Raw genomic sequence first — 25,706 nt, forward strand, 5'->3', positions numbered from 1 at the left:
ATCCGTGGCATGGCGATCCGACGCCGACCCGGTCGCAACGATTCCATCGTCATCGTTCGCGAAGAAATAGCTTGACGGAAATTGGAGTCAGACCTATTCTTCTCGGCTTCCAGCGGCGGGGCCATAGCTCAGCTGGGAGAGCGCCTGCATGGCATGCAGGAGGTCGGCGGTTCGATCCCGCCTGGCTCCACCAACTTAATCCGTCCCCATCGTCTAGAGGCCTAGGACATCACCCTTTCACGGTGGCGACCGGGGTTCGAATCCCCGTGGGGACGCCAAGTTGGCTCGCAAAGCTGGAAGAAATGCGGAGTGGTAGTTCAGTTGGTTAGAATGCTGGCCTGTCACGCCGGAGGTCGCGGGTTCGAGTCCCGTCCACTCCGCCACTATTCAAACAAGAAGCCCGCCCTGTGCGGGCTTTTTGTCGGCCACGTCCAGGCGACTGCCGCGGCCGTCTTCAGTCGGCCGGCTTCAACGTGCCGACGCCATGGCCTTGTTCGGCGAGGTATTCGAGCCAGCGCGAGAAGAATCTGTTCATGCGCAGACGATGCTGGAAGACGGTATGCGCTGGCGAGAACGGGCCCAGCACCTGCCACAGATGCCGGCCAGGGTGACAATGCAGCGCTTCGGCCACGTGCGCGTCGGTGTACATGCGCAATTGCGCCGACGGCGACCGCTGGCCGGTATGCGCATCCACGAAACCGTAGGTGAGCTCCAGTTCCAGCGTGTAGGGATGGCACTCCTGCACATGCAGATGCACGTTCAAGCCGTCATCCACGTCGGACACATAGCGGCCGGGCGCGAGTTGCTGCGGCGCGAACAGCCGGGTCAGCCGATGATAGTTTTCTGCGTACAGACCCATCAGGAACTCGAAGCGTCCCGGCAGCAGATTGTTGCGGTGATCCAGTACGACACCCATGGCAGGCGGGCAAACTCCGGTCGGCAATCAGAACATGGTCCGCTCGATACCGAAGCGGTCGAAGATCTTGCTGGCGATCTCCTCGATCGATACGTGCGTGGTGTTGAGGCTGGGAATGCTGGCCTGGCGCATCAGGCGATCCGCCTGTTCCAGCTCCCAGCGACATTGCTGCAAGGTCGCGTAGCGGCTGCCGGCACGACGCTGCTCCCGGATCTGCGCCAGGCGTTGCGGATCGATGGTCAATCCGAACAACCGATCCCGATAAGGGCGAAGGCGTGCAGGCAGCTCGAGTTTCTCGAGATCCTCATCGGTCAGCGGATAATTGGCGGCGCTGACGCCGTAATGCAAGGCCATGTAAAGGCAGGTCGGCGTCTTGCCGGATCGCGACACGCCGACCAGGATCAGGTCGGCCTCCGCATAGTTCACATCGATGCCGTCGTCATGCGAGAGCGCGTAGTTGGTCGCATTGATGCGCGCCTCGTACTTGTCGAAGTCCACCATGCCATGCGAACGATTGACCGCGCCCGAACGCTTGGCGCCAAGCTCGTCCTCCAGTGGTCCGATGAACGGCGCGAACACGTCGAGCATCAGCGCCCCGCTGGTGGCGACGATGTCGCACAGCGCGCGGTCGGCCATGGTGTTGACCACGATCGGCCGCTGTCCGCTTTGCGCATACTTGGTCTTGATCCGCAGTGCGGCCGCCTCCGCCTTGTGGGCATTGTCGGTAAACGGCAAACGATGCTTGTCGAACTGCACGCCCTCGAACTGCGCCAGGATGCTGTTGCCAATCGTCTCCGCGGTAATACCAGTGGAGTCGGAGATGAAAAAGACCGTTCGCTGCATGGGGTGTCCTGGTCGCGGTGAGGCGGTTGTTCGCACCTTAGCGCAAGCGCAAAAAGCTGTCGTCGATTGAAACACCGGCTGACTGGTATGCCGTTGGAATGACATCGCAGCACAATGGTCTTCTTGTGCTGCGCATCATCGGCAGCGGACAATACCAGTTCTTTGCAGCCGCTTCGGGCCTGCGCGCCATATCCATTCCGTGACCTTGCAAAGCTTCCCTGAGGAGATTCCCTTGAACGACCTGGTGCTTTGGCTCGACCAACTGCGCATGACCGACCTGGGCAAGGTCGGCGGCAAGAATGCCTCGCTCGGCGAGATGATCGGCAACCTGGCCAAGCTCGGTGTTTCCGTGCCCGGCGGCTTCGCGACGACCGCCGACGCGTTCCAGCAGTACCTGGAGAAGAGTGGCCTGGCCAAGCGCATCCAGCAGAGGCTGGCCTCGCTCGATGTCGACGACGTCGACACCCTGGTCGCCGCCGGCAAGGAGATCCGTGGCTGGATCGTCGATACCGCCCTGCCCGGCGAGCTCGAACAGGCGATCCGTACGGCCTACATCAAGTTGTGCAAGGACGCTGGCGCCGACGACATCGCGGTCGCCGTCCGTTCCTCGGCCACCGCGGAAGATCTGCCCGACGCTTCGTTCGCCGGGCAGCAGGAAACCTTCCTCAACGTCGTCGGCATCGACGACGTGCTGCACAAGGTCAAGGAGGTCTTCGCATCGCTGTACAACGATCGCGCCATTGCCTACCGCGTGCACCAGGGCTTCAAGCACGAAGAGGTGTTCCTCTCCGCGGGCGTGCAGCTGATGGTGCGCTCGGACGTAGGTGCCTCCGGCGTGCTGTTCACGCTCGACACCGAGTCGGGCTTCCGTGACGTGGTGTTCGTCACCGGTTCGTACGGCCTGGGCGAGATGGTCGTCCAGGGCGCGGTCAATCCCGATGAGTTTTACGTATTCAAACCGACCTTACGCGACGGCAAGCCGGCTGTGCTGCGTCGCAATCTCGGCGCCAAGCAGTTGCGCATGGTGTATTCGAGTGCGCCGGGCGAGCGCGTGCGTACCGAAGATACGCCAGCGGAACTTCGCAACAGGTTCTGCATCAACGACGAGGACGTGCAGGAGCTCGCGCGCCAGTCGCTGATCATCGAACAGCATTACGACCGCCCGATGGACATCGAGTGGGCGAAGGACGGCCATACCGGCAAGATCTACATCGTGCAGGCACGCCCTGAAACGGTGAAATCGCGTTCACACGCGACCCAGCTGGAACGCTTCCATCTCAGCGAGAAAGGCAAGGTACTGGCCGAGGGACGTTCCATCGGGCAGAAGATCGGCGCAGGCAAGGCTCGCGTGATCCGCTCACTGAGCGACATGAACAAGGTGCAGGTCGGCGACGTGCTGATCGCCGACATGACCGATCCCGACTGGGAGCCGGTGATGAAGCGCGCCTCGGCCATCGTCACCAATCGCGGCGGGCGTACCTGCCACGCGGCGATCATCGCGCGCGAGCTTGGCGTGCCTGCCGTGGTCGGCACCGGCAACGCGCTGGAACTGATTCCCGACGGTACCGACGTCACGGTGTCTTGCGCCGAAGGCGACACCGGCACGATCTACGAGGGCATCCTGAAGTTCGAGCGGATCACCGCGGATCTTGGCGACATGCCCGAGGCGCCTCTGAAGATCATGATGAACGTGGCCAACCCGGAGCGCGCATTCGACTTCGGCATGCTGCCCAACGCCGGCATCGGCCTGGCTCGCCTGGAAATGATCATTGCCAGCCACATCGGCGTGCATCCGAAGGCGCTGCTGGAATACGCCAAGCAGGATGCCGAGATCAAGGCGAAGATCGACGAACGCATTGCCGGTTATGCCGGACCGGTCGAGTTTTACGTCGACCGCCTTGCCGAAGGCATCGCCACCATCGCCGCCTCGGTCTACCCGAAACCGGTGATCGTGCGCCTGTCCGACTTCAAGTCGAACGAATATGCCGGCCTGCTCGGCGGCTCGCGCTATGAGCCGCATGAAGAGAACCCGATGATCGGCTTTCGCGGTGCCAGCCGCTATGTCGATCCGAGCTTCGAGGAAGCGTTCGGCCTCGAGTGCAAGGCCGTCAAGCGCGTGCGCGAAGTGATGGGTCTCTCCAACGTATGGGTGATGATCCCGTTCGTGCGTACGCTCGGCGAAGGCCGCAAGGTGATCGAGGTACTGGCGAAGAACGGACTCAGGCAGGGCGAGCACGAGCTCAAGGTCATCATGATGTGCGAGGTGCCCTCCAACGCTCTGATGGCCGATGAGTTCCTCGACATCTTCGACGGCTTCTCGATCGGCTCGAACGACCTCACCCAGCTCACCCTCGGCCTCGACCGCGACTCCAGCATCGTCGCCAGCCTGTTTGACGAACGCGACCCGGCGGTCAAGAAATTGCTGGCGATGGCGATCAAGACCGCCCGCGCCAAGGGCAAGTACATCGGCATCTGCGGCCAGGGCCCGAGCGACCATCCTGACCTGGCCGAATGGCTGATGGAACAGGGCATCGAATCGCTGTCGCTCAATCCCGATACGGTCGTCGATACGTGGTTGCGGTTGGCCAAGAAGAAGGCTGGCTGAGCTGCAGCTGGGTCATTCACCGGCCTGACCAACAAGAACACGCCCGGGATCCAGGGGCGGAATGATTCGGCCATCTGGGGCCGAACGCGTTCAAGTTGCGCGCTCAACGGACGGCCGCAGGCGGTACAGATGTGTTCCAGCTTCGGAACATCCCGCTTCTTGCAACGGGTTGGATCGGCCCGTCCTCGGGCCGATCCCTTCCGTGCCACGCGGCCAGTCTGCGGTGTCCGAATTCGTTCCGGACGAATTCGTCGAACCAGGGAGTTCGTCCAGCATCCTTCCGCCAGAAACGCAAAACGCCCCCACGTGGGGGCGTTTGCGTTTCTGGCGGAGAGGGTGGGATTCGAACCCACGGTAGCCTTACAGCTACGCCTGATTTCGAGTCAGGTACATTCGACCACTCTGCCACCTCTCCAGTGGGATGCATGGTGGCGCATGCGAGCCGGGAATAATACGCGAGCGAACTTGCCGTGACAACAAGCAGGTCTTGCGGCATGCTGCGACGGCTCGCCCCAACTGAAAACCCATGATCGAATTCGGACACGGAACGCATGTCGGCCTGCGCCGCACACGCAATGAGGACACCTACTACGCTGACGCTTCGCTCGGCCTGTTCCTGGTTGCCGACGGCATGGGCGGACATCAGCACGGCGAAGTGGCTTCCGCGCTGGTGCGCGATGCGGTGGTCGATCTGGTCACCCGTGGCCAAAGTTTGATAGAGGCGATACACGGCGCAGCCGAGCGCTTGTTGGCCCACACCCGGCGAGGTTTTGACTTGCTGCCCATGGGCACCACGATTGCGGCCCTGCGGACCATCGGCGACAGCTACGAAGTGGCCTGGGTCGGCGACAGTCGGATCTACATGTGGAAGCAGGAACTGCGTCAGATCAGCCACGACCATTCGCTGGTTCAGGCGCTCGTCGAAGCCGGCCAGCTCGATCCCGCGCTGGCGTCCCGGCATCCGCAGCGCAACGTGCTTACGCAGGCGCTGGGTGTGACCACCACCGAGCAGCTGCATATCGGGATGGCACGCGGACAACTGGAACCGGACATGGGGTTCGTGCTGTGCAGCGATGGTTTGACCGAAGAGGTCAGCGACGCATCGATTGCGCGTATGGCGGCACGCAGGGACCTTGCCGCTCAAGAATGCGTGGACCAGCTGTTGCTGGCCGCACTCGACAGCGGCGGCGACGACAACATCACCGTGATCATCGTGCGCTCCTGCTGAGTCAGACAGCAGCGATTCGTCAACCCAGCCGGCGCCAGACGCTCTGCCCTTCGCCGCCTTTGTCGAGCGCATCCAGGCGCTGCTCATGCTGCAGCAGCTCATCCGGCGAAGCACGCAACACGAAAGGGCGCACCCGCAGCACGAGCGGCGCAACCGGTACAGCGCCCTGCTGTTCCGCGCCGCTTTCGAAGCCCAGGTCGAACGCCACCTGCCCCGAGGTCATCCCTAGGTAGACGTCCGCCAGCAACTGGGCGTCGATCAGGCCACCGTGCATCTCGCGTCGCGAATTGTCCACGCCGAGCCGCTTGCACAGGGCATCAAGACTGTTGCGCTGGCCGGGATAGCGCTCGCGCGCCATCGCCAGGGTGTCGAGGACACGGCAACGATCGCCGATCCTGCCGAAGCCGTTGCCCAGGCGCGCCAGTTCCGCATCGAGAAACCCGATGTCGAAACTGGCGTTGTGGATGATCAGCTCCGCGCCGTCGATGAAGGCGAGAAACTCGTCGACCACATGGGCGAACAAAGGCTTGTCGAGCAGGAATTCATCTTCGATGCCGGTGACCAGCCGGGCGCCTTCATCAATCGCCCGTTGCGGGTTGAGATAGGTCTGGTAGTGGCGGCCAGTGAGCCGTCGCTCGACCATCTCGATGCAGGCGATCTCAACGAGGCGATGTCCCTGGCGTACTTCCAGCCCGGTGGTCTCGGTGTCGAGGACAATCTGCCTCATGGCCGCTTCCTGAGCCGTTCTGCCTGTTCGCGCGCGGCCTGGTCGACCCGCTCGTTCTCAATATGGCCGTTGTGACCGCGCACCCACAGCCAGCGCACCTGGTGGGTACTTGCGGCATCCGAAAGGCGCTGCCAAAGATCCTGGTTCTTGACCGGCTTCCTGTCCGCGGTGCGCCAGCCGTTGGCGCGCCATTTGGGCAGCCACAATTCGATGCCCTGCATCACGTAGCGCGAGTCGGTGGTGAGCACGACGCTGCAAGGTCGCTTCAGCGCCTCAAGGGCGCCGATGGCAGCCATCAGTTCCATCCGGTTGTTGGTGGTGGCCGGATCACCGCCGGCAACCATGCGTTCGTTGTCCCTGGCGCGCAACAGGGCGGCCCAGCCGCCCGGGCCCGGATTGCCCAGGCAGGCACCGTCGGTAAATGCTTCCACTTCGCTCATCGTTGCTCACACAAGTCCATTGAAAGGTCACGACGCCGAGCTGCGTCGTGCGCCCGGCGATAACTGGCCATTGGATGGCACCGTCACCGGTACCGGTTTGATCCGCAGTGGCGTCGCCATGCGGCGACGTTTGCGTGCGATCAGGATGTAACCTCCGCCGAATGCGCTGCCCCGTGCCGAACCCGGCCTTTCCTGGCTTGGCCATGCGCGCCCCACACGCTGCATGCACTCGATCTCCAGCCCCGCCTGCCGCAGGTCGTGACCGAGGTGAAGCGGCATCTGCAATACCCGAGATTCGCCACGCGTGCGCCAGTAGAACCAAGGGGCCCAGCCACTGATCGGATGCACGCCGGTAAGCACGAGTACGCCACCAGGTGCGAGTATGCGGACGGCGTCGTCGAGTAGCGCCGGTGCATTCGGCGCCACCTCCAGCACATGCCGCAATAGCGCCAGGTCGAAGGCATCGTCGACGAAGGGCAACGGCTCATTCGCGGCGGCCCGCAAATCACCGCCATAGCCGGCGCCATCCAGATGCAGGCTGGTCCAGCAGCGCAGCATCGGCAGCGCCGGAGGCCTGTCGTCGCCGCAGGCGCGCAGCAGCAGCCCATGCATGCCGTGACAGCGCTGCAGCTCTGGCCTCAGTGCCCGCGTCTGCTCATCCAGCAATCGGCGCAGTGGCGCACTGGCATAGATGTCATCATCGCGTTGGTGCATGCAGCGGGCCTGGCATTCTTTCTATATCTCCAGTGTAACCGGTTGACGACAGCCGGCTGCAGATCACAGCCGGGCCGGAACTGCCGCACGCCGCTGAACGGAGGATGGCACCGTTAACGGCCTTCTAACGAGCTGACCCGATAGGCCGCTTATAGTCGACCGCCTCGTGCGCACCCGGACGGCTGCGTTTGTCGTTGACCACGGACAACGCACCTGACTCGCCGGGTGCTCCTGAAACGCAGCGGAGCCCGCCTTGCATCTCATACCGCTACCGGCGCTGGCCGATAACTACATCTGGCTCATGCATGACGACGACGGCAATGCCATCGTGGTCGACCCCGGCGATGCGACCGTCGTCGAACGGGCCCTGGAAACGCTTCAGCTGCGGCTGCGGGCGATTCTCCTGACACACCATCATCACGACCATATCGGTGGAGCAGCCGCTCTGCGAACGAGGCATGGCGTTCCGGTCTATGCACCTGTCGATGAACGCATCGACGGGGTCAACGAACAGGTGCGGGACGGGGATCGGATCCGGCTGGCGGCGCCCCAGGTCGACTTCGAGGTGATTGCCGTGCCCGGCCACACGCTCAGTCATGTCGCCTTCGTGGGAGCGGGGCTGCTGTTCTGCGGCGACACGCTATTCAGCCTCGGCTGCGGCCGCTTGTTCGAGGGCACCCCGGCCCAGATGCTCGCATCACTGGACCGGCTGTCGACGCTGCCAGCCGACACCCGGGTTTGCGCGGGCCACGAGTACACCGAAGCCAACGGCCGTTTCGCGCGCATCGTCGAACCAAACAACCAGGCCCTGCAAAGCAGAGTGCAGGAAGTCGCACAACTGCGGGCCCGGCGGCGGCCTACGCTGCCGGTTGCACTGGCCGGTGAGCTGGCGACCAATCCGTTCCTGCGCGTGGACACCGACGCGATCGGGGCATGGGGCGGGCGACGAGGCGTCGGTGCGGACCGCGTCGCTCGTTTTGCCGCCCTGCGTGAAGCCAAGAACGAGTTTGCCGGATGAGCAGGCATCTGCGGTTCCTGCCATCGGCACTGTCGATCCTGTTGACCGCGTGCGTCGCTGCGCCCTCACACGCACCGCAGCCGCAAGCGACCAAGATCGAGCCAGCCGCAGCACCGACGAGGGTGCCCTTGACCTCGCCAGCGGCCAGCGAACTGGAGACGGCACCGCCGGACACTACATGGGATCAACTGCGACGCAGTTTCGCGATGGCCGACTGCGATGCCGACCCTTCGGTAATGGCCTGGGCCGCACGCTATACACGCAATCCCCGACAGTTCGAGAACCAGCTGCGGCAGGTATTGCCTCGACTGGCCTACGTGCAGCAGGTAGCCTCGCAATACGATGTCGCAGGGGAATTTGTCCTGCTGCCTTGGGTGGAAAGCCATTTCCGGCCGGTGGCCGCACGCAGGCAACGACCTGCCGGCATGTGGCAGATCATGCCGGCCACCGCCGGCACCATGGGTCTGCGGGTCGATGGCCGCTACGACGGACGCCTTGATGTACCGGCAGCTGCCCATGCGGTGATGAAGCTGCTCAAGCAATATCACGATCAGTTTCATGACTGGCGCGTGGCTGACTACGCCTACAACGCCGGCGAGTTCTCCGTACGCAAGCTCGTCCAGCAACACGGCGCGCCGGGAAGCGAGCCGGTGATCCCGGAATTGCCCGTTCGCAAGGGCACGCGTGCGCACCTGACCAAACTGCTGGCGATCGCCTGCGTGGTGCGGGAACCGGGGCGCTTCAAGGTGAAGCTGCCCACGTTGCCGGATGAGCAACAGCTGGTGCAGGTGAAAATCCCTCACTCGATGCCGATCAGCCGGGCCGCCGATCACGCTGGCATGTCCGTGGATACATTGAAGGATCTCAACGCCGCTTTCCGCAGTGATCTGGTCGATGCCAGCGCAGCCTCCTACCTGCTGCTGCCGGCGAGTCATGCCCGGCATTTCCAGGACGCCCTGTTGGCGCAGCCCGCCACGGATACCCCGGACGGGCTGGCTTACGACGTTGCAGCCAAGGCCGTAACCGCTGCCACGGCAAACTCAACGACACCCCGCAGAACACATACGGTCAGGCGTGGCGACAGCCTGTGGCAAATCGCCAGGAGTTACTCGGTCGACATACGCCAGCTGCAACGCTGGAACCATCTCGATGGGCGTGCGCTCAAGCCGGGCCAGGTACTGCAGGTAAGCGGTTCAAACTGAGTTGCGCGCTCGTCCCGGTCGAGCCGTCCTCAAACAAAAAAAGGCGGCCATCGGCCGCCCTCCTTGTTCACACCGCCCCACGCCGCGTGGCCGCGGCGCCGCATGCATTACAACCGCGCCTTGTTGAGCTTGATCGTGGTCTTTGCCTTGAGCAGATAAATCAGTTCTCTTGTTGTCTCGGAACCGTAGGCCTGGGCCATCTGCTGGCGCAACGATTCGCGCTGCTCCGGCGGCACCTTGGAAAGATCGCCGCCCTGAACCTTGTCCAGCGCCAGGAGTGCGAACGTCCCGTTCTGCATGTCCACAACAGCGAACTGCGACTTGTCGGCAGCGGGGTGTGGCAGCTGGAACGCCTGCGTCAACAGGGGCGCCGGCACCTGGGACTGCCGCACGGCCTCGTTCACTGCAGTGAGGGTGGCTCCCAACGATGATGCCACTGTCGACATCGATTCACCCTTGCGCAAGCGCGCCAGCGCGTCGTCGGCCTGCTTCTTCTCGAGGGCCGCTGCGCGCTCGTCGAGGATCCGCTTCTGCACGTCGGCACGCACTTCGGCCAGCGGACGCGCCGCCGCCGGCACATGCTTGTCGATGTGGATGACTACCGAGTGGTTGCCGCCAAGGTCGATCAGACCGGAGTTGTTGCCCTGTACCAGCACGTCATCGCTGAACGCCGCAGCGACCACCTTGGGATTGGCGGCAAGACCTTCGCCACCGGAACGACCGAACAGCGCCGTCGTCTTGATGGGCAGCTTCAAGGCGACCGAAGCGGGCTCCAGCGAGGTCGGGTTCTGATAGGTGTTGTCGGACATCTTGCCGGCAACCTCGTTGTACGTGCGGTCGCGTTCGGCCGACGACGCCTCCTTCACCAGCTGGTCCCGAACCTCTTCAAACGGCTTGGATTCGCCGCTGCGAACATCGCGCAGCCAGATGATGTGATAGCCATCGGACGACAGCACGGGCTGGGAAATCTGGTTTTTCTGCAGGGCGAACAACGCCGCGTCGAAGGCGGGGTTGGTCACGCCCTTCTCCAGCCATCCGAGATCGCCTCCCTGCCGCTTTGAACCGAGGTCCTGCGAGTCCCGTTCGGCCAGTTTGGCGAAGTCCCCGGGGGTGGCTTCGGCGGCGATCTTCTCGGCCTTCGCCAGCGCAACTTTTTGCTGCTCGGGCGTGGCATTGGCCGGTACGTTGATCAGGATATGCGAAACGAGCCGCTGTTCCGGCTGCACGAAACGCTGCTTTTCATCCTCATAGCGTTTTCTGAGGTCGTCGTCGCTGGGTGCGGCTTCCAGCGGCAGATCCGCGCCGTTGACTTCGACGTATTTCACCGAAACCTGTTCGGGAGTCATGTAATCGGCGAGATGCGCCTTGTACCAGCTTTCGATCTGCGAATCGCTGACTTGATTATCGGGCAGCGCCGGTCGCGGCAGCTGGAAGTAACGCAGGTCGCGGCGCTGGGTGAGCAGACTCAGGAACTGGTCAACCTGCGCGTCGCTGACGATGGTGCTGTCGTTGATGGCGTCAGGCAGCAACTGGGTGGCCAACGAAGAACGTATCTCGCTCTCGAACATGTCCGGCGTCTTGCGCTGGCTGGCCAGCCATGCGCGATAGCTGACCGCGTCGAACTGACCGTTGACCTGGAAGGCCGGAATGCCCGCGATGTAATCCCGTATGGCCTGATCCGATACCCGCATGCCCCAGTCATCGTTGGCCTGGAGCAGCAATTGCTGATCGACCATGCCATCCAGGATCCGCTGCTTTGTCTCGGGCTTCTCGAAGATGCTGGAATCGAAATGCTCGCCCTGCTCGGCGCTGGTTTGCTGCCGCAGCTGGTTGATCCTGTCCTGATAGGCGTTCTGGCTGATTTCATGCTTGCCGACTTTCGCCACGAACGCGTCGTCACGCGACGTGAAGTAGCTCTCCATGCCAAACAGCGACATCGCCAGAACGGCGAGACCAAGAACAATGATGGACGGCCATCCATGCATCTTGTTACGCATTGCCTGCAGCATTGAAATCTTCCCGCAACGTGGTTGAAAACGCGTGGTGCATGGTGATGCAAGCGGCCTGTTCCGAGATCAGGCGAACACGCACTGCTCAAATGACAAGGGCGCCACGCGGGCGCCCTTGCGAACTGTGGCGGAGTGGACGGGACTCGAACCCGCGACCTCCGGCGTGACAGGCCAGCATTCTAACCAACTGAACTACCACTCCGCATTTTTCTGGTGGGTGCTGTAGGGATCGAACCTACGACCACCGCCTTGTAAGGGCGACGCTCTACCGCTGAGCTAAGCACCCGAAACCAAGCGTCAGCCGCTTAGTTTAGGGCATCCTTCAGGGTCTTGCCAGCCTTGAACGCGGGCACTTTCGAGGCCTTGATCTTGATCGCTTCGTTGGTGCGCGGATTGCGGCCGGTGCGCGCTGCGCGCTTGCGCACAGTGAACGTGCCAAAGCCCACGACCGACACATCCTCGCCCGCCTTCAACGACTTCTGCACGGTCTCGAAGAACGCCTCGAGGGCGCGGCCTGCATCAGCCTTGGTCAATTCGGCTTTTTCGGCGATGGCATTGATCAGATCGGTTTTATTCATTGAAAGAAACTCCCTTGTTCGGATTTTTCGCCAGCGCAGTCGGCCCGAGAACGGGACAACGCCGGCATGATGGTTGGCTCTCGCAGGTGCTTGACGCAACCCCGCGTCGCTGCACCGAGATATCGGCGCCGGGACTGCGGTATCGCCTTTATACCAGTGCCTTGCTGGAATCCGCAACACAAGCCACAGCAACATTTCCGCGAGGTTGGCGTCTGCCGGAACCGCTTGCAAAACGGGCGCCAGAAGACTACGTGCAACAGCAGCCGGCAGCGGAAACGGAAACGGAAACGCCCTGCCGCAGCAGGGCGCCCCGGACCCGCTGAGCAACGATCTCCGCCTGTCAGTGCGTGAGCGAGTGAACTTCCGATGGCTCGCCCGCCATCGTCGCCGAAGCCTCGTCCTTGACCGGGTTGGGCCGCAGCGGACGTTCCAGCGCAATGTCGAGCACCTCGTCGATCCAGCGCACCGGATGAATTTCCAGCGACGAGGTTATGTTGGCGGGCATGTCCACCAGATCCTTCTTGTTGTCCTCGGGGATGATTACCGTGGTGATTCCGCCGCGGAGCGCTGCCAGCAACTTCTCCTTGAGCCCGCCGATTGGCAGCACACGACCGCGCAAGGTGATCTCACCGGTCATCGCCACCTCGGAACGTACGGGCACCTTGGTAAGCACGGAGACCAGTGCCGTGCACATCGCGATGCCCGCGCTGGGGCCGTCCTTCGGCGTGGCTCCCTCCGGAACATGGATATGCACGTCGAGCTTTTGATGGAAATCCGGATCGATGCCCAACTGGTCGGCGCGGGCGCGCACCACCGACAAGGCCGCCTGGATCGACTCTTTCATGACGTCGCCAAGTTGGCCGGTATGCACCAGCTTGCCCTTGCCCGGCACCACGGAACATTCGATGCTCAGCAGTTCGCCACCGACCTGTGTCCAGGCGAGCCCGGTCACCAGCCCTACTTCGTTCTGCAACTCTTTTCGACCGAAGTCGAAACGCCGCACGCCCAGATAATGATCCAGGTTGGCGGAATCCACCTTGACCCTTCCCGTGTCGGCCTTGACCCTGGCCTTGGCCGTCTTTGCGGGCGCTGTTCTGGCCTTGGCCTTTTTCACCTGGGCCAGGGTCAGCTCCTTGACCACCTTGCGGCAGATCTTGGAGATCTCGCGCTCCAGGTTGCGCACGCCCGATTCGCGCGTGTAGTACCGCACGATGTCGCGCAGAGCGTCCTCGGTCACGCTGAGCTCTTCAGGCTTGAGCCCGTTCGCCTTGAGCTGCTTGGCAAGCAGGTATTTCTGCGCGATGCCCAGCTTCTCATCCTCGGTATAGCCAGGAATACGGATGACTTCCATGCGGTCCAGCAGCGGACCCGGAATGTTCAACGAGTTCGCCGTGGCGATCCACATCACCTCGGACAGGTCGAGATCGACTTCGAGGTAGTGGTCGTTGAACGCATGGTTCTGTTCCGGATCAAGAACCTCAAGCAGCGCCGATGAGGGATCGCCGCGGAAGTCCATCGACATCTTGTCGATCTCGTCCAGCATGAACAGCGGATTCTTGCTGCCCACCTTGTTGAGATTCTGCACGATGCGGCCGGGCATCGAACCAATATAGGTGCGCCGGTGCCCGCGGATCTCGGCTTCGTCACGTACGCCGCCCAGGCTCATACGCACGAACTTCCGGTTGGTCGCCTTGGCGATCGACTGCCCCAGTGACGTCTTGCCCACGCCCGGGGGGCCGACCAGGCACAGGATGGGGCCCTTCATCTGAGATACGCGCTGTTGCACGGCCAAGTACTCCAGGATGCGATCCTTGACCTTCTCCAGGCCGAAATGATCGGCGTCCAGCACCTCCTGCGCGACCTGAAGATCCTTGCGCACCTTGGCACGCTTTTTCCAGGGCACACCAACCAGCCAGTCGAGGTAGTTGCGCACCACGGTGGCCTCGGCCGACATCGGCGACATCTGCTTGAGCTTGCTGAACTCCTGGCGCGCCTTGGCCAGCACCGGCTTTGGCATGCCTGACGTCTCTATCTTCTTCTGCAGCTCCTCAACCTCGTTGGGACCCTCCTCGTTGTCGCCGAGCTCCTTCTGGATCGCCTTCATCTGTTCGTTGAGGTAATACTCGCGCTGGCTCTTTTCCATTTGCGACTTGACGCGGCCACGGATGCGCTTCTCGACCTGCTGCAGATCCATCTCGCTGTCGACCAGCCCGATCAACAGCTCCAGCCGCTGCCCGACGTCGGCGGTCTCCAGCACCCTTTGCTTGTCTGCCATGCGCACGGAAAGGTGGGCTGCAATGGAATCAGCGACGCGTGACGGGTCATCGATGCCCGAAAGGCTGGCCAACACTTCCGGTGGAAGCTTGCGACTCTGTTTGACCAGTTGCTCGAACAGCGAAATCAGCGTGTGCGACACCACATCCAACTCGCGTTCCTTGGCGTTGTAGACCGGCTCGATCAGGCGCGACCGCGCCACCAGCATGCCGTCCTGTTCCTGAAAGTCCTCGACCGCCACCCGTGACTGGCCTTCGACCAGCACCTTGACCGTGCCATCGGGCAATTTCAGCAATTGCAGCACGCCGGCCAGCGTGCCGACCTGGTGAAGATCGGCAATTTCGGGATCGTCGATATCCGGGCTCTTCTGGGCGACCAGCAGGATCTGTCGTTCGCCTTCCATGGCGCGCTCCAGCGCGCGCATGGACTTGTCGCGTCCGACAAACAACGGGATGACCATGTGCGGATAGACCACCACATCGCGTAATGGCAATACCGGGAGTGCATCCAGTGCAACGGGAAGGGGGGCGTTCTTGGCCATGGATGGAAGTCCCTCGATTTTCGGTTCTATGTGGTACGTCCCGACACTGCGCCGGGCCCGTCATCAGGTCAAGTGGAGGCGGCAAGGCCCGCAGTCAAGGTATGTGAGACGCCCAAAAACAGAACGGCCCCGGCGGAGAACACCGGAGCCGCTGTTGCTGCTGCGCGTAGTGCGGATCAGGCTGCGTCGCCACCCTCGCCCGCCACGCGCTGTTGCAGGTTGCCGCGATAGATCAGGTATGGCTCGGCCTGGCCATCGATCACGGCATCGTCCACCACGACCTTGCTGACATGCTCCAGCGAGGGCAGCTCGTACATCGTGTCCAGCAACACCTGCTCAAGGATGGTGCGCAAGCCACGTGCGCCCGTCTTGCGCTTGAGCGCTTTCTTGGCGATGGCCTGCAGTGCTTCGGGGCGGAACTCCAGCTCCACCTCCTCCATCTCGAACAGCTTCTTGAACTGCTTGGTGACAGCGTTCTTCGGCTCGGTGAGAATCTTCACCAGAGCCGCTTCGTCGAGTTCATCCAGCGTGGCCACCACCGGCAGGCGCCCGACGAATTCCGGAATAAGGCCGAAACGCACCAGATCCGAAGGCTCCACGTCGGCCAGCACCTTGCCCAGGTTCTCGGTGCGCTCCTTGCTGCGCACTTCGGCGGAAAAACCGATGCTGGTGTTCTCGGAGCGCTGCTGAATGACCTTTTCCAGGCCGGCGAATGCGCCACCGCAGATGAACAGGATATTCTTGGTGTCCACCTGCAGGAATTCCTGCTGTGGGTGCTTGCGCCCACCCTGCGGTGGAACCGAGGCCAAGGTGCCCTCGATCAACTTCAGCAGCGCCTGCTGCACGCCCTCTCCCGACACGTCGCGGGTGATCGAGGGGTTCTCGCTCTTGCGCGAAATCTTGTCGATCTCATCGATATAGACGATGCCCGACTGCGCCTTCTCGACGTCGTAGTCGCACTTCTGCAGCAATTTCTGGATGATGTTCTCGACATCCTCGCCCACATAACCGGCTTCGGTCAGCGTGGTGGCGTCGGCGATGGTGAACGGCACGTTGAGCAGACGAGCGAGCGTTTCGGCCAACAGCGTCTTGCCTGAACCGGTCGGACCGATAAGCAGGATGTTGGATTTGCCCAGCTCGATGTCGTCACTCTTCTGGCGCGACTCGATCCGCTTGTAATGGTTGTATACCGCCACCGCCAGCGCCTTCTTGGCGCGGGTCTGGCCCACCACGTATTGATCCAGTGATTCACGGATCTCGCGCGGCTTCGGCAACTGGGTGCGCCCGGAGGCAGCCTTTTCTTCCAGTTCCTCCCGGATGATGTCGTTGCACAGCTCTACGCACTCGTCGCAGATGAACACGGACGGACCCGCGATCAGCTTGCGCACTTCATGCTGGCTCTTGCCGCAGAAAGAGCAATAGAGAATCTTGCCGCTGTCGCTGGAACGCCCCTGCCGGTCGTCGCTCATACTCTCGATCCCGCTGGTAAATCTGAATGCGTCGCGAGAATAACACAGGGCTCCGCGTCTGCCTGCAGACGCAGAGCCCATCCCGTGACTATGGGGTGGGGCCTGTGGATCAGGCCGATTTCACGGTCTCGCCGGCGCGCTTGTCGAGCACTTCATCGATCAGGCCATACGTCTTGGCGTCAACGGCATTCATGAAGCGATCCCGCTCCATGTCCAATTCGATCTTCTCGATCGCCTGTCCGGTGTGCTGGACATAGATCTGGTTCAGGCGCTGACGCATGTATAGGATCTCGCGCGCCTGGATCTCGATGTCGGTTGCCTGACCCTGCGCGCCACCTGAAGGCTGATGGATCATTACGCGCGAGTTCGGCAACGAGAACCGCTTGCCTTTGGCGCCTGCGGTCAGCAGCAGCGAACCCATGCTGCACGCCTGACCGATGCACATCGTGCTGACGTCCGGCTTGATGAATTGCATGGTGTCATAGATCGCCAGACCCGCGGTCACCGCGCCACCGGGGCTGTTGATGTAGAAGTGGATGTCCTTGTCCGGATTCTCCGACTCCAGAAACAGCATCTGGGCCACGATCACGTTGGCAACCTGATCGTTGACTTCGCCGACCAGGAAGATCACACGCTCCTTCAGCAGGCGCGAATAGATGTCATAGGAGCGCTCGCCGCGGGCCGTCTGCTCGACGACCATCGGTATCAAATTGAGGTTCTGGATCGGGTCCATGGCCATGTTGGCAGCTCTCCGGTGAATATGCCTGTAGAGGCTCAGACGTTAGCCGGGCGCATCACGTCGTCGAAGCTCAAGTCCTGCTGCGTGGTTTTGGCATGATCCGCCACCCACTCAGCCACCTGATCTTCCATCACACGATTCTGCAGCCCAGACATCAATTGGGGGTCGCCGTTGTAGAGTTCAATGACCTTCTCCGGCTCCTCGTAGGTCGAGGCTATCGCGGCGAGTTGCTCAGCGACGCGCTTGCGGTCGATCTTGATCTCGTGCTTGCGCGCGACCTCGCCCATCAGCAGGCCGGCGATCACCCGCTTGCGTGCGGTCGGCATGGCGGCATCGATCAACTGCGGCGGCGGCTGCTGGCCCTGCGGCACGCTGCCGGCAGCCATGTTGCGCGCCTCGGACTGCACCATAAGCTTCGGCACGTCGAGCCCGGCGTGCGCATCGGCCAGCTTTTCGGCAACTTCGGACTTCAGTCGCGCCATCAGCGCCGCATTGAGTTCCCGCTCGAGATTGGCTCGAACCTCCTTGCGGAAAGTCTCCAGGTCGCCGTCTTCGATACCGAACAATTTGGCAAACTCGCCGTCGATCTCGGGCAGCTTCGGCGCCTGCACCTTGACGACGGCAAAGCTGACCCGGGCAGTCTTGCCGGCCAACTGCTCGTTGCGGAAATCCGCCGGAAACGCGATGTCGGCATCAAAGCTTTCGCCCGCCTTGCGCCCTATCAATGCATGGTCGAGCGCATTGAACAACGTGCCCGAGCCCAACACGCTGCCGGCCCGCTCCATACCCTCGGCGGGGAAACGGTAGTCACCCGCCTCAGCGGCATATTCGAACATCACGAAGTCGGCGTCGGCCGAGGCGCGCTCCACTTCATCGAAGCTGCGGCGCTGCTGGCGCAGCGTCTCCAGCATCTTGTCGATATCGGCATCGGTCACCGTGGCCACCGGCCGGTTGATCTCCAGCGCAGTCACGTCGATCGCCGGAAACTCCGGCATGATCTCGAAGGTAGCGGTGTAGGCAATCTCGCCGTTCTCCGGCTTGCCGGTGGTATTGATCGCGGGGTTGGCGATCGGCTTCAGTTTCTCCTGCTCCACCGCCTCGCGCAGCGTACTGCCGATGAGATCGGACAACACTTCGCCACGGACCTGCTCCCCAAAACGCTGTTTGATCACCGTCGTCGGCACCTTCCCCGGACGGAAACCTTTCAGACGAACCGTGCGGCCCATTTCCGCGATCCGCGCGCTGACCTGTGTCTCGAACCGCTCTGCGGCGAACTTCACCGTGAGCTTGCGCTCAAGCGTGCCGATGTTCTCAACCGAAACCTGCATGACGTCTCCTGGTACCTGATGTTGTGGGCCTGCCGCAGGCGCCATGGCGGCTGTGCCGCCGATAAAACCAAGGGAATAACATCGGGGCATGGTGCGAAAGGGGGGACTCGAACCCCCACGGGGTTAACCGCCAGAACCTAAATCTGGTGCGTCTACCAATTCCGCCACTCTCGCCTTGCCACGCTCATTGACGTTCGTAAGTACATGATCTCGAAGCTAATGCCCCGGTGGCCATGTCGCCTGGCCACTGCTGCGAAATTCACCTGCCACGCCCGCCTAAGTCGATGATTACCTTATACGAAAGCTGATCATTTTACGGTTGCATGACCTTGCAGCACAAGCGCGCTGAAGAAGGGCCTGTCATGTCAGCGAGCCGTCCACGGCTCGCCAGCCGAATCCCGACGACCGGGCTTCCTTGATGGCATAAAGCAAGACGCCGATCGCAAGCGATCGGCGTCTTGTCTGCATTGGTGGGCCGTGAAGGATTCGAACCTTCGACCAATTGATTAAGAGTCAACTGCTCTACCAACTGAGCTAACGGCCCAGGAAACCTGGCTTGGAACTGGGGTGGATGATGGGATTCGAACCCACGACAACCGGAATCACAATCCGGGACTCTAACCAGCTGAGCTACACCCACCATAAATCTTGTAACTGGTGCGCCCGACAGGACTCGAACCTGCAACCGTCGGCTTAGAAGGCCGATGCTCTATCCGGTTGAGCTACAGGCGCAGTCTCTGCCGCAGGATACGTTGCTGGTCGGGGCAGAGGGATTCGAACCCCCGACTTTTGCGTCCCAAACGCAACGCTCTACCAGACTGAGCTATACCCCGCAACGAATCCTCGAACACTTCAAGTCATCGAAGCCTTCAAATGTTACGGGTGATGCTTCGCTCAGTCAATCCGTACGAAGCACACCATCATTTCCAATCAACTGTTTTCGTGCAAAGGAACAAACCTTTCCGCGAAAACAAAACGGGGTGCAAGCACCCCGCCTCGCCTTGTAAAAATGGTGCGCCCGGAGAGATTCGAACTCCCGACCACCTAGTTCGTAGCCAGGTACTCTATCCAACTGAGCTACGGGCGCACTGAAAAACTTTCTGCCCTGCCACGTCGACGTTTGGGCGTCGAGGCGGTGAAGCAAGAAGCGGAATTATTCAGACTCCGCCACCGTGCGTCAACCTTTTTCGCAAATTTTTATCTGGCGTGATTCCAAACCGTCCGGGCCCCACGGTTCATCGACCCGACCATCGGGGGCACCCCGCAGCGGACCGAACGAGGAAGGGCTGCACACTATGGACGTCCAAACACGTATCAGCTTTCCAGACTGTTGCGGCTTTGCGGCGCCGGATCGCCCATCTTGCCCACCGTGGAGCCGGCGTCGCCCTTGGGCGGCGGAGGCGGCGGTGTGGCGCCGGTCGCGGCGTTCTTGGTCCAGTCGGCAGGTGGGCCCGGCTCGCGCCCGGCCATGATGTCGTCGATCTGATGCGCGTCGATGGTTTCGTACTGAAGCAGCGCCTCGGCCATGGCGTGGAGTTTCTCGAGATTGGCAGTCAGCAACTCCCTACTGCGCGCGTAGGCGCGATCGAGGATGCCACGTACTACCTCATCGATCTTGCTGGCGGTCTCGTTGGAGATGCTCTTGTGCTGAGTGACGGAGCGACCAAGGAACACTTCGTCCTCATCCTCGCCGTACGTGATCGGGCCGAGCTCATCCGACAGCCCCCATTTGGTGGCCATGTTGCGTGCCATCTTGGTGGCCCGTTCGATGTCGTTGGACGCTCCGGTGGTCACCTTGTCGGCCCCGAAGATAAGCTCTTCGGCCACGCGACCGCCGTACAACGAGCAAAGCTGCGACTGGATTGCCACGCGGTTGATGCTGTACTTGTCGCCCTCGGGCAAATACATGGTCACGCCCAGCGCCCTGCCGCGCGGGATGATCGTGACCTTGTAGACGGGATCGTGTTCCGGCACCAGCCGGCCGACGATGGCGTGGCCTGCCTCGTGATACGCCGTGAGCTTCTTCTCGTCCTCGCTCATTGCCATCGAGCGACGCTCGCTTCCCATCAGGATCTTGTCGCGAGCCTTGTCCAGATGGCTCATGCGGACCTCGCGCGCGTTCTCGCGTGCGGCAAACAGGGCGGCCTCGTTGACCAGGTTGGCCAGGTCGGCGCCGGAGAAGCCCGGCGTGCCTCGCGCGATGGTCATCGCGTTGACGTCGCTGGCGGTCGGCACCTTGCGCATGTGGACCTTGAGGATCTGCTCGCGACCACGTACGTCCGGCAGGCCCACCACCACCTGGCGATCGAAACGGCCCGGCCGCAGCAACGCCGGATCCAGCACGTCGGGACGGTTTGTAGCGGCGATCACGATGATGCCCTCGGTGCCCTCGAAACCGTCCATTTCGACCAGCAACTGATTCAGGGTCTGCTCGCGCTCATCATGACCGCCGCCCAGGCCGGCACCGCGATGGCGACCGACGGCGTCGATCTCGTCGATGAAAATGATGCAGGGGGCATGCTTCTTGGCCTGCTCGAACATGTCGCGCACGCGGCTGGCGCCAACGCCGACGAACATTTCGACGAAGTCGGAGCCGGAGATCGCGAAGAACGGCACCTTTGCCTCGCCCGCGATGGCCTTCGCCAGCAGAGTCTTGCCGGTGCCGGGAGGGCCGACCATCAGCACACCGCGAGGAATCTTGCCACCCAGCTTCTGGAAACGGCCCGGATCGCGCAGGAACTCGACCAGCTCGCCGACCTCCTCCTTGGCTTCGTCGCAACCGGCGACATCACTGAAATTGACCTTGATCTGGTCCTCGCCCTGCAACTTGGCGCGCGACCGACCGAAACTCATCGCACCGCGACCGCCGCCACCAGACTGCATTTGGCGCATGAACCAGATGAACACGCCGACGATCAGCAACACCGGCAACCAGCTCACCAGCAGACCGATCAGCGAGAAACCCTCGGAGGGATCCTGGCGGACTTCGACACCCTTGTCCTGCATCTGCTTGACCACCGCATTGGTGGAAAAACCGAGCATTGGGGCGACCGTGCGGAACGCGCTGCCGTCCTTCAGCTTGCCGCTGATGGTGGCGGGCTGATCGGCACTGATGGTGGCGTTGGCGACGTTGCCGTTGTCCACACTCTGCACGAACGAACTGTAAGGCAGATCGGAAGAGGCCGCGCCGCGCGGGTTGAAGCTCTGGAACACGGTGAAAAGGACCACCGCGATGATCACCCAGAGCAACACGTTTTTCGCTGTTTCATTCATGCACGGTTCTCGCCCGGTGACACGACGGCAGGCTTCAAACCCACCGCCAGTGCGTACACCTCACGCGAACGTGCGCGGGAGGCCTTAGGTTTACGCATGGTCACGCGGGTGAAGTCCGCGCGCAAGCTGCGCAAATATTCGTCAAAGCCGACGCCCTGGAACAATTTGATCAGGAACGACCCGCCCGGCTTGAGCCACTGCCTGCTGAAATCGAGCGCGAGATCGGCCAGAGCCATCGCGCGGATCTGGTCGGCCAGCGCCACACCACTCATATTGGGGGCCAGATCGCACAGTACAAGATCAAGCCGATGCCCCTCCAGCCGGGCCTCCAGTTCGCGCAGCACCGCTTCCTCACGGAAGTCGCCCTGCAGAAAATCCACCCCGGCGATGCTTTGCATCGGCAGGATGTCCAGCGCGAACACCTTGCCGGTATCGCCCAGACGGTTGCGCACCAGCTGCGACCAGCTGCCCGGGGCGGCTCCGAGATCCACCACGTTGATGCCCGGCTTGAGCAGGCGATCGCGTTCGATCAATTCCTCGAGTTTGTACACCGCACGCGAACGCAGGCCTTCGGCCTGGGCTTTCTTCACGAATTCGTCGTTGAAATGTTCGCGCAGCCAGACTGCGCTGCTTTTGCTGCGGGCCATGTCGTCGGGGGTCACAAATTGGGGATGGGAAGGCTGCATGATACCCTTTGCCGTTCATCTACCGCGAATCGAGCACCACCGCATGGCCCTTTCCTCCTCGCAAACCCGCTACTTGCGCAGCCTCGCCCACGATCTGAGCCCGGTCGTCCTGCTGGGCAACAAGGGTGCCACCGAGGCGGTGGTGAAGGAGCTCAACCAGGCGCTGGATATCCACGAACTGGTCAAGGTGAAGTTGTCCGGTGGCGACAAGGACGAGCGGCAGGCGCAGATCGACATGCTCACCGGCGGCACGCAGGCAGAAAAAGTCCACCAGATCGGGCATGTCGTCGTGTTGTTCCGCCGCAACACCGACGAACCGAAGATCGCCTTGCCGCGCTAGGCTGCCGTACCGGGAGAACCTGATGGAACTGTCGCTCGACAACACCGAAGGCTATCTGCTCGTACGACGCACGGCGGCCCATTCGATCACCCTGCTTGATCGCGAACTCACCGCCAGCTTTTTGCTGACGCCGGATCGGGTCGTCGAGAACTGGCCAGTCGATACCGCCAACGCGCTGAATGCCGGGTACGTCGACGCTCTGCTGGCGCTGCAACCCGAGCTGGTGATTCTGGGCAGCGGCGAACGCCAGATTTTTCCGGCAGCCGAGTTCATGGCCGGTTTGCTGCGCGCAGGCGTAGGTATCGAGGTGATGGACAACGCCGCCGCTGCACGCACCTACAACCTGCTGGCCAGCGAAGGGCGCCGCGTCGTCGCCGGCTTCATCCTGCCTGCGGCGTGACGCCGGAAACCCCGTTCAACGCGATGGCAGGTAACCCAATGGATCTACCGGATTGCCGTCTTTGCGAATCTGGAACTCCAGCTCGTTGCGGGTGGCTCCGGTGGAACCCATCTCGGCAATCTGTTGACCGGCACTCACCCGCTGACCTTCCTTGACCAACCGCTTGCGGTTATGGCCGTACGCGGAAAGGAAGCTTTCGTTGTGCTTGATGATCACCAGTTCGCCATAACCGACCAGCCCGTTGCCGCTGTACACCACGACCCCGTCCGCGGCAGCACGCACCGGAGTGCCCGGCTTGCCGCCGATCTCGATGCCGGGAATCGCATCGCCACTCTGGAAGCGGCTGACCAGCGCACCGTCGGCGGGCCAGCGCCAACTGACCCCGCTTACGGAACGTGAAGCGCCTGCCGCGGCAGGGATCACCGAAGCCGGCGGTGGCGCAGCGGCAGGCGTCGCAGCGGGCACTCCGGCTACGGGCACCACGGATGTTGTGGCGGTCACGGCCGGTGAAACGGGCGGCCGCCTGGTTGGCGGCGGATTCGTGGTCACCATGCTGCCCGCGGAGGCAGTCGTTGCCGATGGGGCCGGGACAGGTTCGAACCCGGTTGCAGGTGTTGGCGCTGACCGACTCGGCGCCGCCGGGGCGGCTCCCTTCGATGGCGCCGCAAGATGGACCGCCTGCGCGGTGACCGCGCGACCTGACGGCGACAGGGTCAGCCGCTGACCCGGCCAGATCGTGTACGGCGGGGCGATGCCGTTCCATTGCGCCAGGTCGCGGAAATCCACGCCCTTGCGAAACGCGATCGAGTACAGGGTGTCGCTCTTCACCACCACGTAACTGCCGCCGGGAATCGGCGTGCGGGCCGGCACCGCTGTCCGGTCAGCCCGGGCGTAGCGCGGGTTGACGCTGCCGGCGGCCGGCTCCACCACGACCGAACTGCGCATCGTGCCGCAGCCCGCCAGCAGGAGGGACATGCCCAGGGCCGCCAGCCAACGAAGATTTCGATCCATGCCGGGCAGCATACCGAGGCGGGACATGTTTTTCATGCGACACCAGTTCCCCAGGCCGATCAACGGAACCAGATCGACCACACCAGCAAAAGGACCAACACCGCCAGCGCGATCCAGCCGATCCATTCGATGTACTTGTGCAGTATCCGCTCGGCGCGCTCGCCGAACAGACGAATCAGCAGCGCCAGCAACCACACACGCTTGCCGCGGCCCAACCCGATGCAGGCCAGGAACGGCAAGATGGGGACGCCAATGATGCCGCATGCCCAGGTAACGAACTTCATCGGCACCACGGGTTGCAGCGCAGCCAGGATCAGCACGCCGAACATGCCCCAGCGATGCTCGTGCATCTGCGTGCTGAGCGTCGCCACGCCCTGCTCGATCGGCGCCGACAGATGCAACGCATCCAGCAACGGCCGCAGCGCATGAAACGCCCAGTGACCCAGCGCATAACCGACCAGCGCGCCGAGCAGCGAAAACAGCAGGCTGATGTTGGCGAAGAGAAACGCCTTGTGCCGCTTGCCCAGCATCATCGGCGCCAGCATCACCTCCGGCGGGATCGGGAAGATGAACGCTTCCACGAAACTCAACCCCGACAGGTAATAAAGCGCCCGCGGCTCGCGGGCCCATACCAGTGCGCGTGCGTAGAGCGCCCCGAACAGGCGCATCAACCGATCCCGCCGAGCAGGGGTACGAAACTGACCGCGCCCAGCTCCTCCTGGATGAAGTCGCCTTGGCCGTCGCCGCGCATGCGGATCAGAGTCTGCCGGCTGGGCGAGCCGACCGGCGCTACCAGCACGCCAGCGGGGCCGAGCTGATCCAGGATCCGCGAGGGAATGGTGTCGCCGGCAGCGGTGAGGATGATCGCATCGAACGGCGCCTCGTCCGGCCAGCCGAGCTTGCCATCGTCATAGCGCGAGCGCAGGTTGGTCAGGCCGAGCTGACGGAAGCGTCGCCGCGCCTGGCGCAGCAACTCCTCGATGCGTTCCACCGTGAAGACCTGCGGCACCAACGCAGCCAGGATCGCTGCCTGATAACCCGAGCCCGTGCCGATCTCCAGCACCTTCTGCGGCATGCCCTGCTTCGCGTCGAAATGCTCAAGCAACGCCTCGGTCATGCGCGCCACCACCCACGGCTGCGAGATGGTCTGGCCGTGACCGATGGGCAATGCGGTGTTTTCGTAGGCGCGCGAATGCAGCGCCTGGTCGATGAAATGGTGTCGCGGCGTATTGCGGATGACATCGATGACGCGCGGATCGCGGATGCCGCTGTCCTTCAGATTCGCCACCAGGCGATCGCGCGCCCGTTGCGAGGTCATGCCCTCGCCTTTGAGGTCCGCCGGTGGCAAAGGGTAGACATTCATCG

At 62.5% G+C, this 25,706-nt stretch carries 22 protein-coding genes and 12 tRNA genes; 9 read left to right on the top strand and 25 right to left on the bottom strand.

Annotation, left to right across the window (positions count from 1 at the left end; genetic code table 11):
• The first annotated feature begins 117 nt into the window (after nt 1-117).
• The 3 genes from ACFPME_RS01465 to ACFPME_RS01475 all read left to right on the top strand — a co-directional run bounded on the left by ACFPME_RS01465 (nt 118) and on the right by ACFPME_RS01475 (nt 383).
• A tRNA-Ala gene (locus ACFPME_RS01465) sits at nt 118-193 on the top strand.
• A gap of 9 nt (nt 194-202) precedes the next feature.
• Nucleotides 203-278 (top strand) — tRNA-Glu (locus ACFPME_RS01470).
• 28 nt (nt 279-306) lie between these two features.
• Nucleotides 307-383, top strand: a tRNA-Asp gene (locus tag ACFPME_RS01475).
• Nucleotides 384-454: 71 nt separating this feature from the next.
• Here ACFPME_RS01475 and ACFPME_RS01480 read toward each other — a convergent pair.
• Both ACFPME_RS01480 and ppsR read right to left on the bottom strand, forming a co-directional pair.
• Nucleotides 455-916 carry a DUF1249 domain-containing protein gene (locus ACFPME_RS01480; RefSeq protein WP_377301313.1) on the bottom strand — a complete coding sequence of 154 codons (462 nt, stop codon included), beginning with the start codon at nt 914-916 and terminating at the stop codon, nt 455-457.
• Between the two features lie 27 nt (nt 917-943).
• The gene (gene ppsR / locus ACFPME_RS01485) at nt 944-1,759 is read right to left on the bottom strand and encodes a posphoenolpyruvate synthetase regulatory kinase/phosphorylase PpsR (protein WP_377301315.1); all 816 of its coding nucleotides are present in this window, start codon (nt 1,757-1,759) and stop codon (nt 944-946) included.
• 232 nt (nt 1,760-1,991) lie between these two features.
• Here ppsR and ppsA point away from each other — a divergent pair, with 232 nt between their 5' ends.
• Entirely contained in the window at nt 1,992-4,364 is a 2,373-nt protein-coding gene (ppsA, locus tag ACFPME_RS01490; protein WP_377301318.1) for a phosphoenolpyruvate synthase, read from the top strand.
• 325 nt (nt 4,365-4,689) lie between these two features.
• Here the strand turns inward: ppsA and ACFPME_RS01495 are convergent.
• A tRNA-Ser gene (locus ACFPME_RS01495) sits at nt 4,690-4,779 on the bottom strand.
• Between the two features lie 111 nt (nt 4,780-4,890).
• Between ACFPME_RS01495 and ACFPME_RS01500 the strand changes: the two genes are divergently transcribed.
• Complete coding sequence (locus tag ACFPME_RS01500) at nt 4,891-5,592, top strand: PP2C family protein-serine/threonine phosphatase (RefSeq protein ID WP_377301320.1); 702 nt, start codon at nt 4,891-4,893, stop codon at nt 5,590-5,592.
• A 19-nt stretch (nt 5,593-5,611) separates the two neighbouring features.
• On the opposite strand, the gene dnaQ is transcribed toward ACFPME_RS01500, so the two are convergent.
• The 3 genes from dnaQ to ACFPME_RS01515 are packed head-to-tail and all read right to left on the bottom strand — an operon-like array spanning nt 5,612 to nt 7,473.
• The gene (dnaQ, locus tag ACFPME_RS01505) at nt 5,612-6,319 is read right to left on the bottom strand and encodes a DNA polymerase III subunit epsilon (RefSeq protein WP_377301322.1); all 708 of its coding nucleotides are present in this window, start codon (nt 6,317-6,319) and stop codon (nt 5,612-5,614) included.
• A complete protein-coding gene (rnhA, locus tag ACFPME_RS01510) occupies nt 6,316-6,759 on the bottom strand; it encodes a ribonuclease HI (protein ID WP_377301324.1) in 444 nt (147 codons plus the stop codon). The genes dnaQ and rnhA overlap by 4 nt, the downstream gene beginning before the upstream one ends.
• A 27-nt stretch (nt 6,760-6,786) precedes the next feature.
• Nucleotides 6,787-7,473, bottom strand: coding sequence for a class I SAM-dependent methyltransferase (locus ACFPME_RS01515; RefSeq protein ID WP_377301326.1), 687 nt, complete (start codon nt 7,471-7,473; stop codon nt 6,787-6,789).
• 253 nt (nt 7,474-7,726) lie between these two features.
• On the opposite strand from ACFPME_RS01515, the gene gloB reads away from it, so the two are divergent.
• Together gloB and ACFPME_RS01525 are read left to right on the top strand one after the other, a co-directional pair.
• Nucleotides 7,727-8,491: a hydroxyacylglutathione hydrolase gene (gene gloB, locus ACFPME_RS01520; RefSeq protein ID WP_377301328.1), complete on the top strand. Its 765-nt coding sequence runs from the start codon at nt 7,727-7,729 to the stop codon at nt 8,489-8,491.
• A 206-nt stretch (nt 8,492-8,697) separates the two neighbouring features.
• Complete coding sequence (locus tag ACFPME_RS01525) at nt 8,698-9,693, top strand: transglycosylase SLT domain-containing protein (RefSeq protein WP_377302809.1); 996 nt, start codon at nt 8,698-8,700, stop codon at nt 9,691-9,693.
• A 107-nt stretch (nt 9,694-9,800) separates the two neighbouring features.
• Here ACFPME_RS01525 and ACFPME_RS01530 read toward each other — a convergent pair whose 3' ends face one another.
• The 16 genes from ACFPME_RS01530 to rlmE form a co-directional block, all read right to left on the bottom strand.
• Nucleotides 9,801-11,702 (bottom strand): SurA N-terminal domain-containing protein, encoded by a 1,902-nt coding sequence (locus tag ACFPME_RS01530; RefSeq protein ID WP_377301330.1) that lies wholly within the window; start codon nt 11,700-11,702, stop codon nt 9,801-9,803.
• Nucleotides 11,703-11,827: 125 nt separating this feature from the next.
• Nucleotides 11,828-11,904: transfer RNA gene (locus ACFPME_RS01535), tRNA-Asp, on the bottom strand.
• A gap of 9 nt (nt 11,905-11,913) precedes the next feature.
• Nucleotides 11,914-11,988, bottom strand: a tRNA-Val gene (locus ACFPME_RS01540).
• Between the two features lie 19 nt (nt 11,989-12,007).
• Nucleotides 12,008-12,280 carry an HU family DNA-binding protein gene (locus ACFPME_RS01545; protein WP_113724836.1) on the bottom strand — a complete coding sequence of 91 codons (273 nt, stop codon included), beginning with the start codon at nt 12,278-12,280 and terminating at the stop codon, nt 12,008-12,010.
• Nucleotides 12,281-12,620: 340 nt separating this feature from the next.
• Nucleotides 12,621-15,095, bottom strand: a complete 2,475-nt coding sequence (gene lon, locus ACFPME_RS01550) for an endopeptidase La (protein ID WP_377301333.1) — start codon at nt 15,093-15,095, stop codon at nt 12,621-12,623.
• Nucleotides 15,096-15,271: 176 nt separating this feature from the next.
• Entirely contained in the window at nt 15,272-16,564 is a 1,293-nt protein-coding gene (gene clpX / locus ACFPME_RS01555) for an ATP-dependent Clp protease ATP-binding subunit ClpX (protein WP_377301335.1), read from the bottom strand.
• A 109-nt stretch (nt 16,565-16,673) separates the two neighbouring features.
• The gene (clpP, locus tag ACFPME_RS01560; RefSeq protein ID WP_377301337.1) at nt 16,674-17,303 is read right to left on the bottom strand and encodes an ATP-dependent Clp endopeptidase proteolytic subunit ClpP; all 630 of its coding nucleotides are present in this window, start codon (nt 17,301-17,303) and stop codon (nt 16,674-16,676) included.
• Nucleotides 17,304-17,338: 35 nt separating this feature from the next.
• A complete protein-coding gene (gene tig / locus ACFPME_RS01565; RefSeq protein ID WP_377302811.1) occupies nt 17,339-18,631 on the bottom strand; it encodes a trigger factor in 1,293 nt (430 codons plus the stop codon).
• An 89-nt stretch (nt 18,632-18,720) separates the two neighbouring features.
• Nucleotides 18,721-18,805, bottom strand: a tRNA-Leu gene (locus ACFPME_RS01570).
• Between the two features lie 294 nt (nt 18,806-19,099).
• Nucleotides 19,100-19,175, bottom strand: a tRNA-Lys gene (locus ACFPME_RS01575).
• Between the two features lie 19 nt (nt 19,176-19,194).
• A tRNA-His gene (locus ACFPME_RS01580) sits at nt 19,195-19,271 on the bottom strand.
• Nucleotides 19,272-19,286: 15 nt separating this feature from the next.
• A tRNA-Arg gene (locus tag ACFPME_RS01585) sits at nt 19,287-19,363 on the bottom strand.
• A 24-nt stretch (nt 19,364-19,387) separates the two neighbouring features.
• Nucleotides 19,388-19,464 (bottom strand) — tRNA-Pro (locus ACFPME_RS01590).
• A gap of 177 nt (nt 19,465-19,641) precedes the next feature.
• Nucleotides 19,642-19,718 (bottom strand) — tRNA-Arg (locus ACFPME_RS01595).
• A gap of 227 nt (nt 19,719-19,945) precedes the next feature.
• Entirely contained in the window at nt 19,946-21,904 is a 1,959-nt protein-coding gene (gene ftsH, locus ACFPME_RS01600) for an ATP-dependent zinc metalloprotease FtsH (RefSeq protein ID WP_377301339.1), read from the bottom strand.
• Nucleotides 21,901-22,551: a 23S rRNA (uridine(2552)-2'-O)-methyltransferase RlmE gene (gene rlmE / locus ACFPME_RS01605; RefSeq protein ID WP_377302813.1), complete on the bottom strand. Its 651-nt coding sequence runs from the start codon at nt 22,549-22,551 to the stop codon at nt 21,901-21,903. Before rlmE ends, ftsH begins: the two co-directional genes overlap by 4 nt.
• 82 nt (nt 22,552-22,633) lie before the next feature.
• Between rlmE and yhbY the strand changes: the two genes are divergently transcribed.
• Together yhbY and ACFPME_RS01615 are read left to right on the top strand one after the other, a co-directional pair.
• A complete protein-coding gene (yhbY, locus tag ACFPME_RS01610) occupies nt 22,634-22,930 on the top strand; it encodes a ribosome assembly RNA-binding protein YhbY (RefSeq protein WP_377301342.1) in 297 nt (98 codons plus the stop codon).
• Between the two features lie 22 nt (nt 22,931-22,952).
• On the top strand, nt 22,953-23,330 hold the full coding sequence (locus ACFPME_RS01615) for an Mth938-like domain-containing protein (RefSeq protein WP_377301344.1): 378 nt from the start codon (nt 22,953-22,955) through the stop codon (nt 23,328-23,330).
• Between the two features lie 15 nt (nt 23,331-23,345).
• On the opposite strand, the gene ACFPME_RS01620 is transcribed toward ACFPME_RS01615, so the two are convergent.
• From ACFPME_RS01620 to ACFPME_RS01630, 3 genes are read right to left on the bottom strand one after another with little or no spacing between them, the layout of a single operon-like run.
• Nucleotides 23,346-24,353, bottom strand: a complete 1,008-nt coding sequence (locus ACFPME_RS01620; protein ID WP_377302815.1) for a peptidoglycan DD-metalloendopeptidase family protein — start codon at nt 24,351-24,353, stop codon at nt 23,346-23,348.
• 47 nt (nt 24,354-24,400) lie between these two features.
• On the bottom strand, nt 24,401-25,009 hold the full coding sequence (locus tag ACFPME_RS01625) for a YqaA family protein (RefSeq protein ID WP_377301347.1): 609 nt from the start codon (nt 25,007-25,009) through the stop codon (nt 24,401-24,403).
• Nucleotides 25,009-25,704 carry a protein-L-isoaspartate(D-aspartate) O-methyltransferase gene (locus tag ACFPME_RS01630; protein WP_377301349.1) on the bottom strand — a complete coding sequence of 232 codons (696 nt, stop codon included), beginning with the start codon at nt 25,702-25,704 and terminating at the stop codon, nt 25,009-25,011. Before ACFPME_RS01630 ends, ACFPME_RS01625 begins: the two co-directional genes overlap by 1 nt.
• Between the last annotated feature and the right edge of the window lie 2 nt (nt 25,705-25,706).

This window comes from Rhodanobacter umsongensis (assembly GCF_042654965.1).
Lineage (GTDB): Bacteria > Pseudomonadota > Gammaproteobacteria > Xanthomonadales > Rhodanobacteraceae > Rhodanobacter > Rhodanobacter umsongensis.

Coding starts and splice junctions, on each gene's coding strand:
- tig (WP_377302811.1), bottom strand. CDS start 18,631: ATGCAGGTTTCGGTTGAGAACATCGGCACGCTTGAGCGCAAGCTCACG.
- ACFPME_RS01480 (WP_377301313.1), bottom strand. CDS start 916: ATGGGTGTCGTACTGGATCACCGCAACAATCTGCTGCCGGGACGCTTC.
- ACFPME_RS01615 (WP_377301344.1), top strand. CDS start 22,953: ATGGAACTGTCGCTCGACAACACCGAAGGCTATCTGCTCGTACGACGC.
- dnaQ (WP_377301322.1), bottom strand. CDS start 6,319: ATGAGGCAGATTGTCCTCGACACCGAGACCACCGGGCTGGAAGTACGC.
- ppsR (WP_377301315.1), bottom strand. CDS start 1,759: ATGCAGCGAACGGTCTTTTTCATCTCCGACTCCACTGGTATTACCGCG.
- ACFPME_RS01620 (WP_377302815.1), bottom strand. CDS start 24,353: ATGCTGCCCGGCATGGATCGAAATCTTCGTTGGCTGGCGGCCCTGGGC.
- clpP (WP_377301337.1), bottom strand. CDS start 17,303: ATGGCCATGGACCCGATCCAGAACCTCAATTTGATACCGATGGTCGTC.
- ACFPME_RS01545 (WP_113724836.1), bottom strand. CDS start 12,280: ATGAATAAAACCGATCTGATCAATGCCATCGCCGAAAAAGCCGAATTG.
- ftsH (WP_377301339.1), bottom strand. CDS start 21,904: ATGAATGAAACAGCGAAAAACGTGTTGCTCTGGGTGATCATCGCGGTG.
- rnhA (WP_377301324.1), bottom strand. CDS start 6,759: ATGAGCGAAGTGGAAGCATTTACCGACGGTGCCTGCCTGGGCAATCCG.
- ACFPME_RS01500 (WP_377301320.1), top strand. CDS start 4,891: ATGATCGAATTCGGACACGGAACGCATGTCGGCCTGCGCCGCACACGC.
- ACFPME_RS01515 (WP_377301326.1), bottom strand. CDS start 7,473: ATGCACCAACGCGATGATGACATCTATGCCAGTGCGCCACTGCGCCGA.
- ACFPME_RS01625 (WP_377301347.1), bottom strand. CDS start 25,009: ATGCGCCTGTTCGGGGCGCTCTACGCACGCGCACTGGTATGGGCCCGC.
- yhbY (WP_377301342.1), top strand. CDS start 22,634: ATGGCCCTTTCCTCCTCGCAAACCCGCTACTTGCGCAGCCTCGCCCAC.
- ACFPME_RS01630 (WP_377301349.1), bottom strand. CDS start 25,704: ATGAATGTCTACCCTTTGCCACCGGCGGACCTCAAAGGCGAGGGCATG.
- ACFPME_RS01525 (WP_377302809.1), top strand. CDS start 8,698: ATGGCCGACTGCGATGCCGACCCTTCGGTAATGGCCTGGGCCGCACGC.
- rlmE (WP_377302813.1), bottom strand. CDS start 22,551: ATGGCCCGCAGCAAAAGCAGCGCAGTCTGGCTGCGCGAACATTTCAAC.
- clpX (WP_377301335.1), bottom strand. CDS start 16,564: ATGAGCGACGACCGGCAGGGGCGTTCCAGCGACAGCGGCAAGATTCTC.
- lon (WP_377301333.1), bottom strand. CDS start 15,095: ATGGCCAAGAACGCCCCCCTTCCCGTTGCACTGGATGCACTCCCGGTA.
- ACFPME_RS01530 (WP_377301330.1), bottom strand. CDS start 11,702: ATGCTGCAGGCAATGCGTAACAAGATGCATGGATGGCCGTCCATCATT.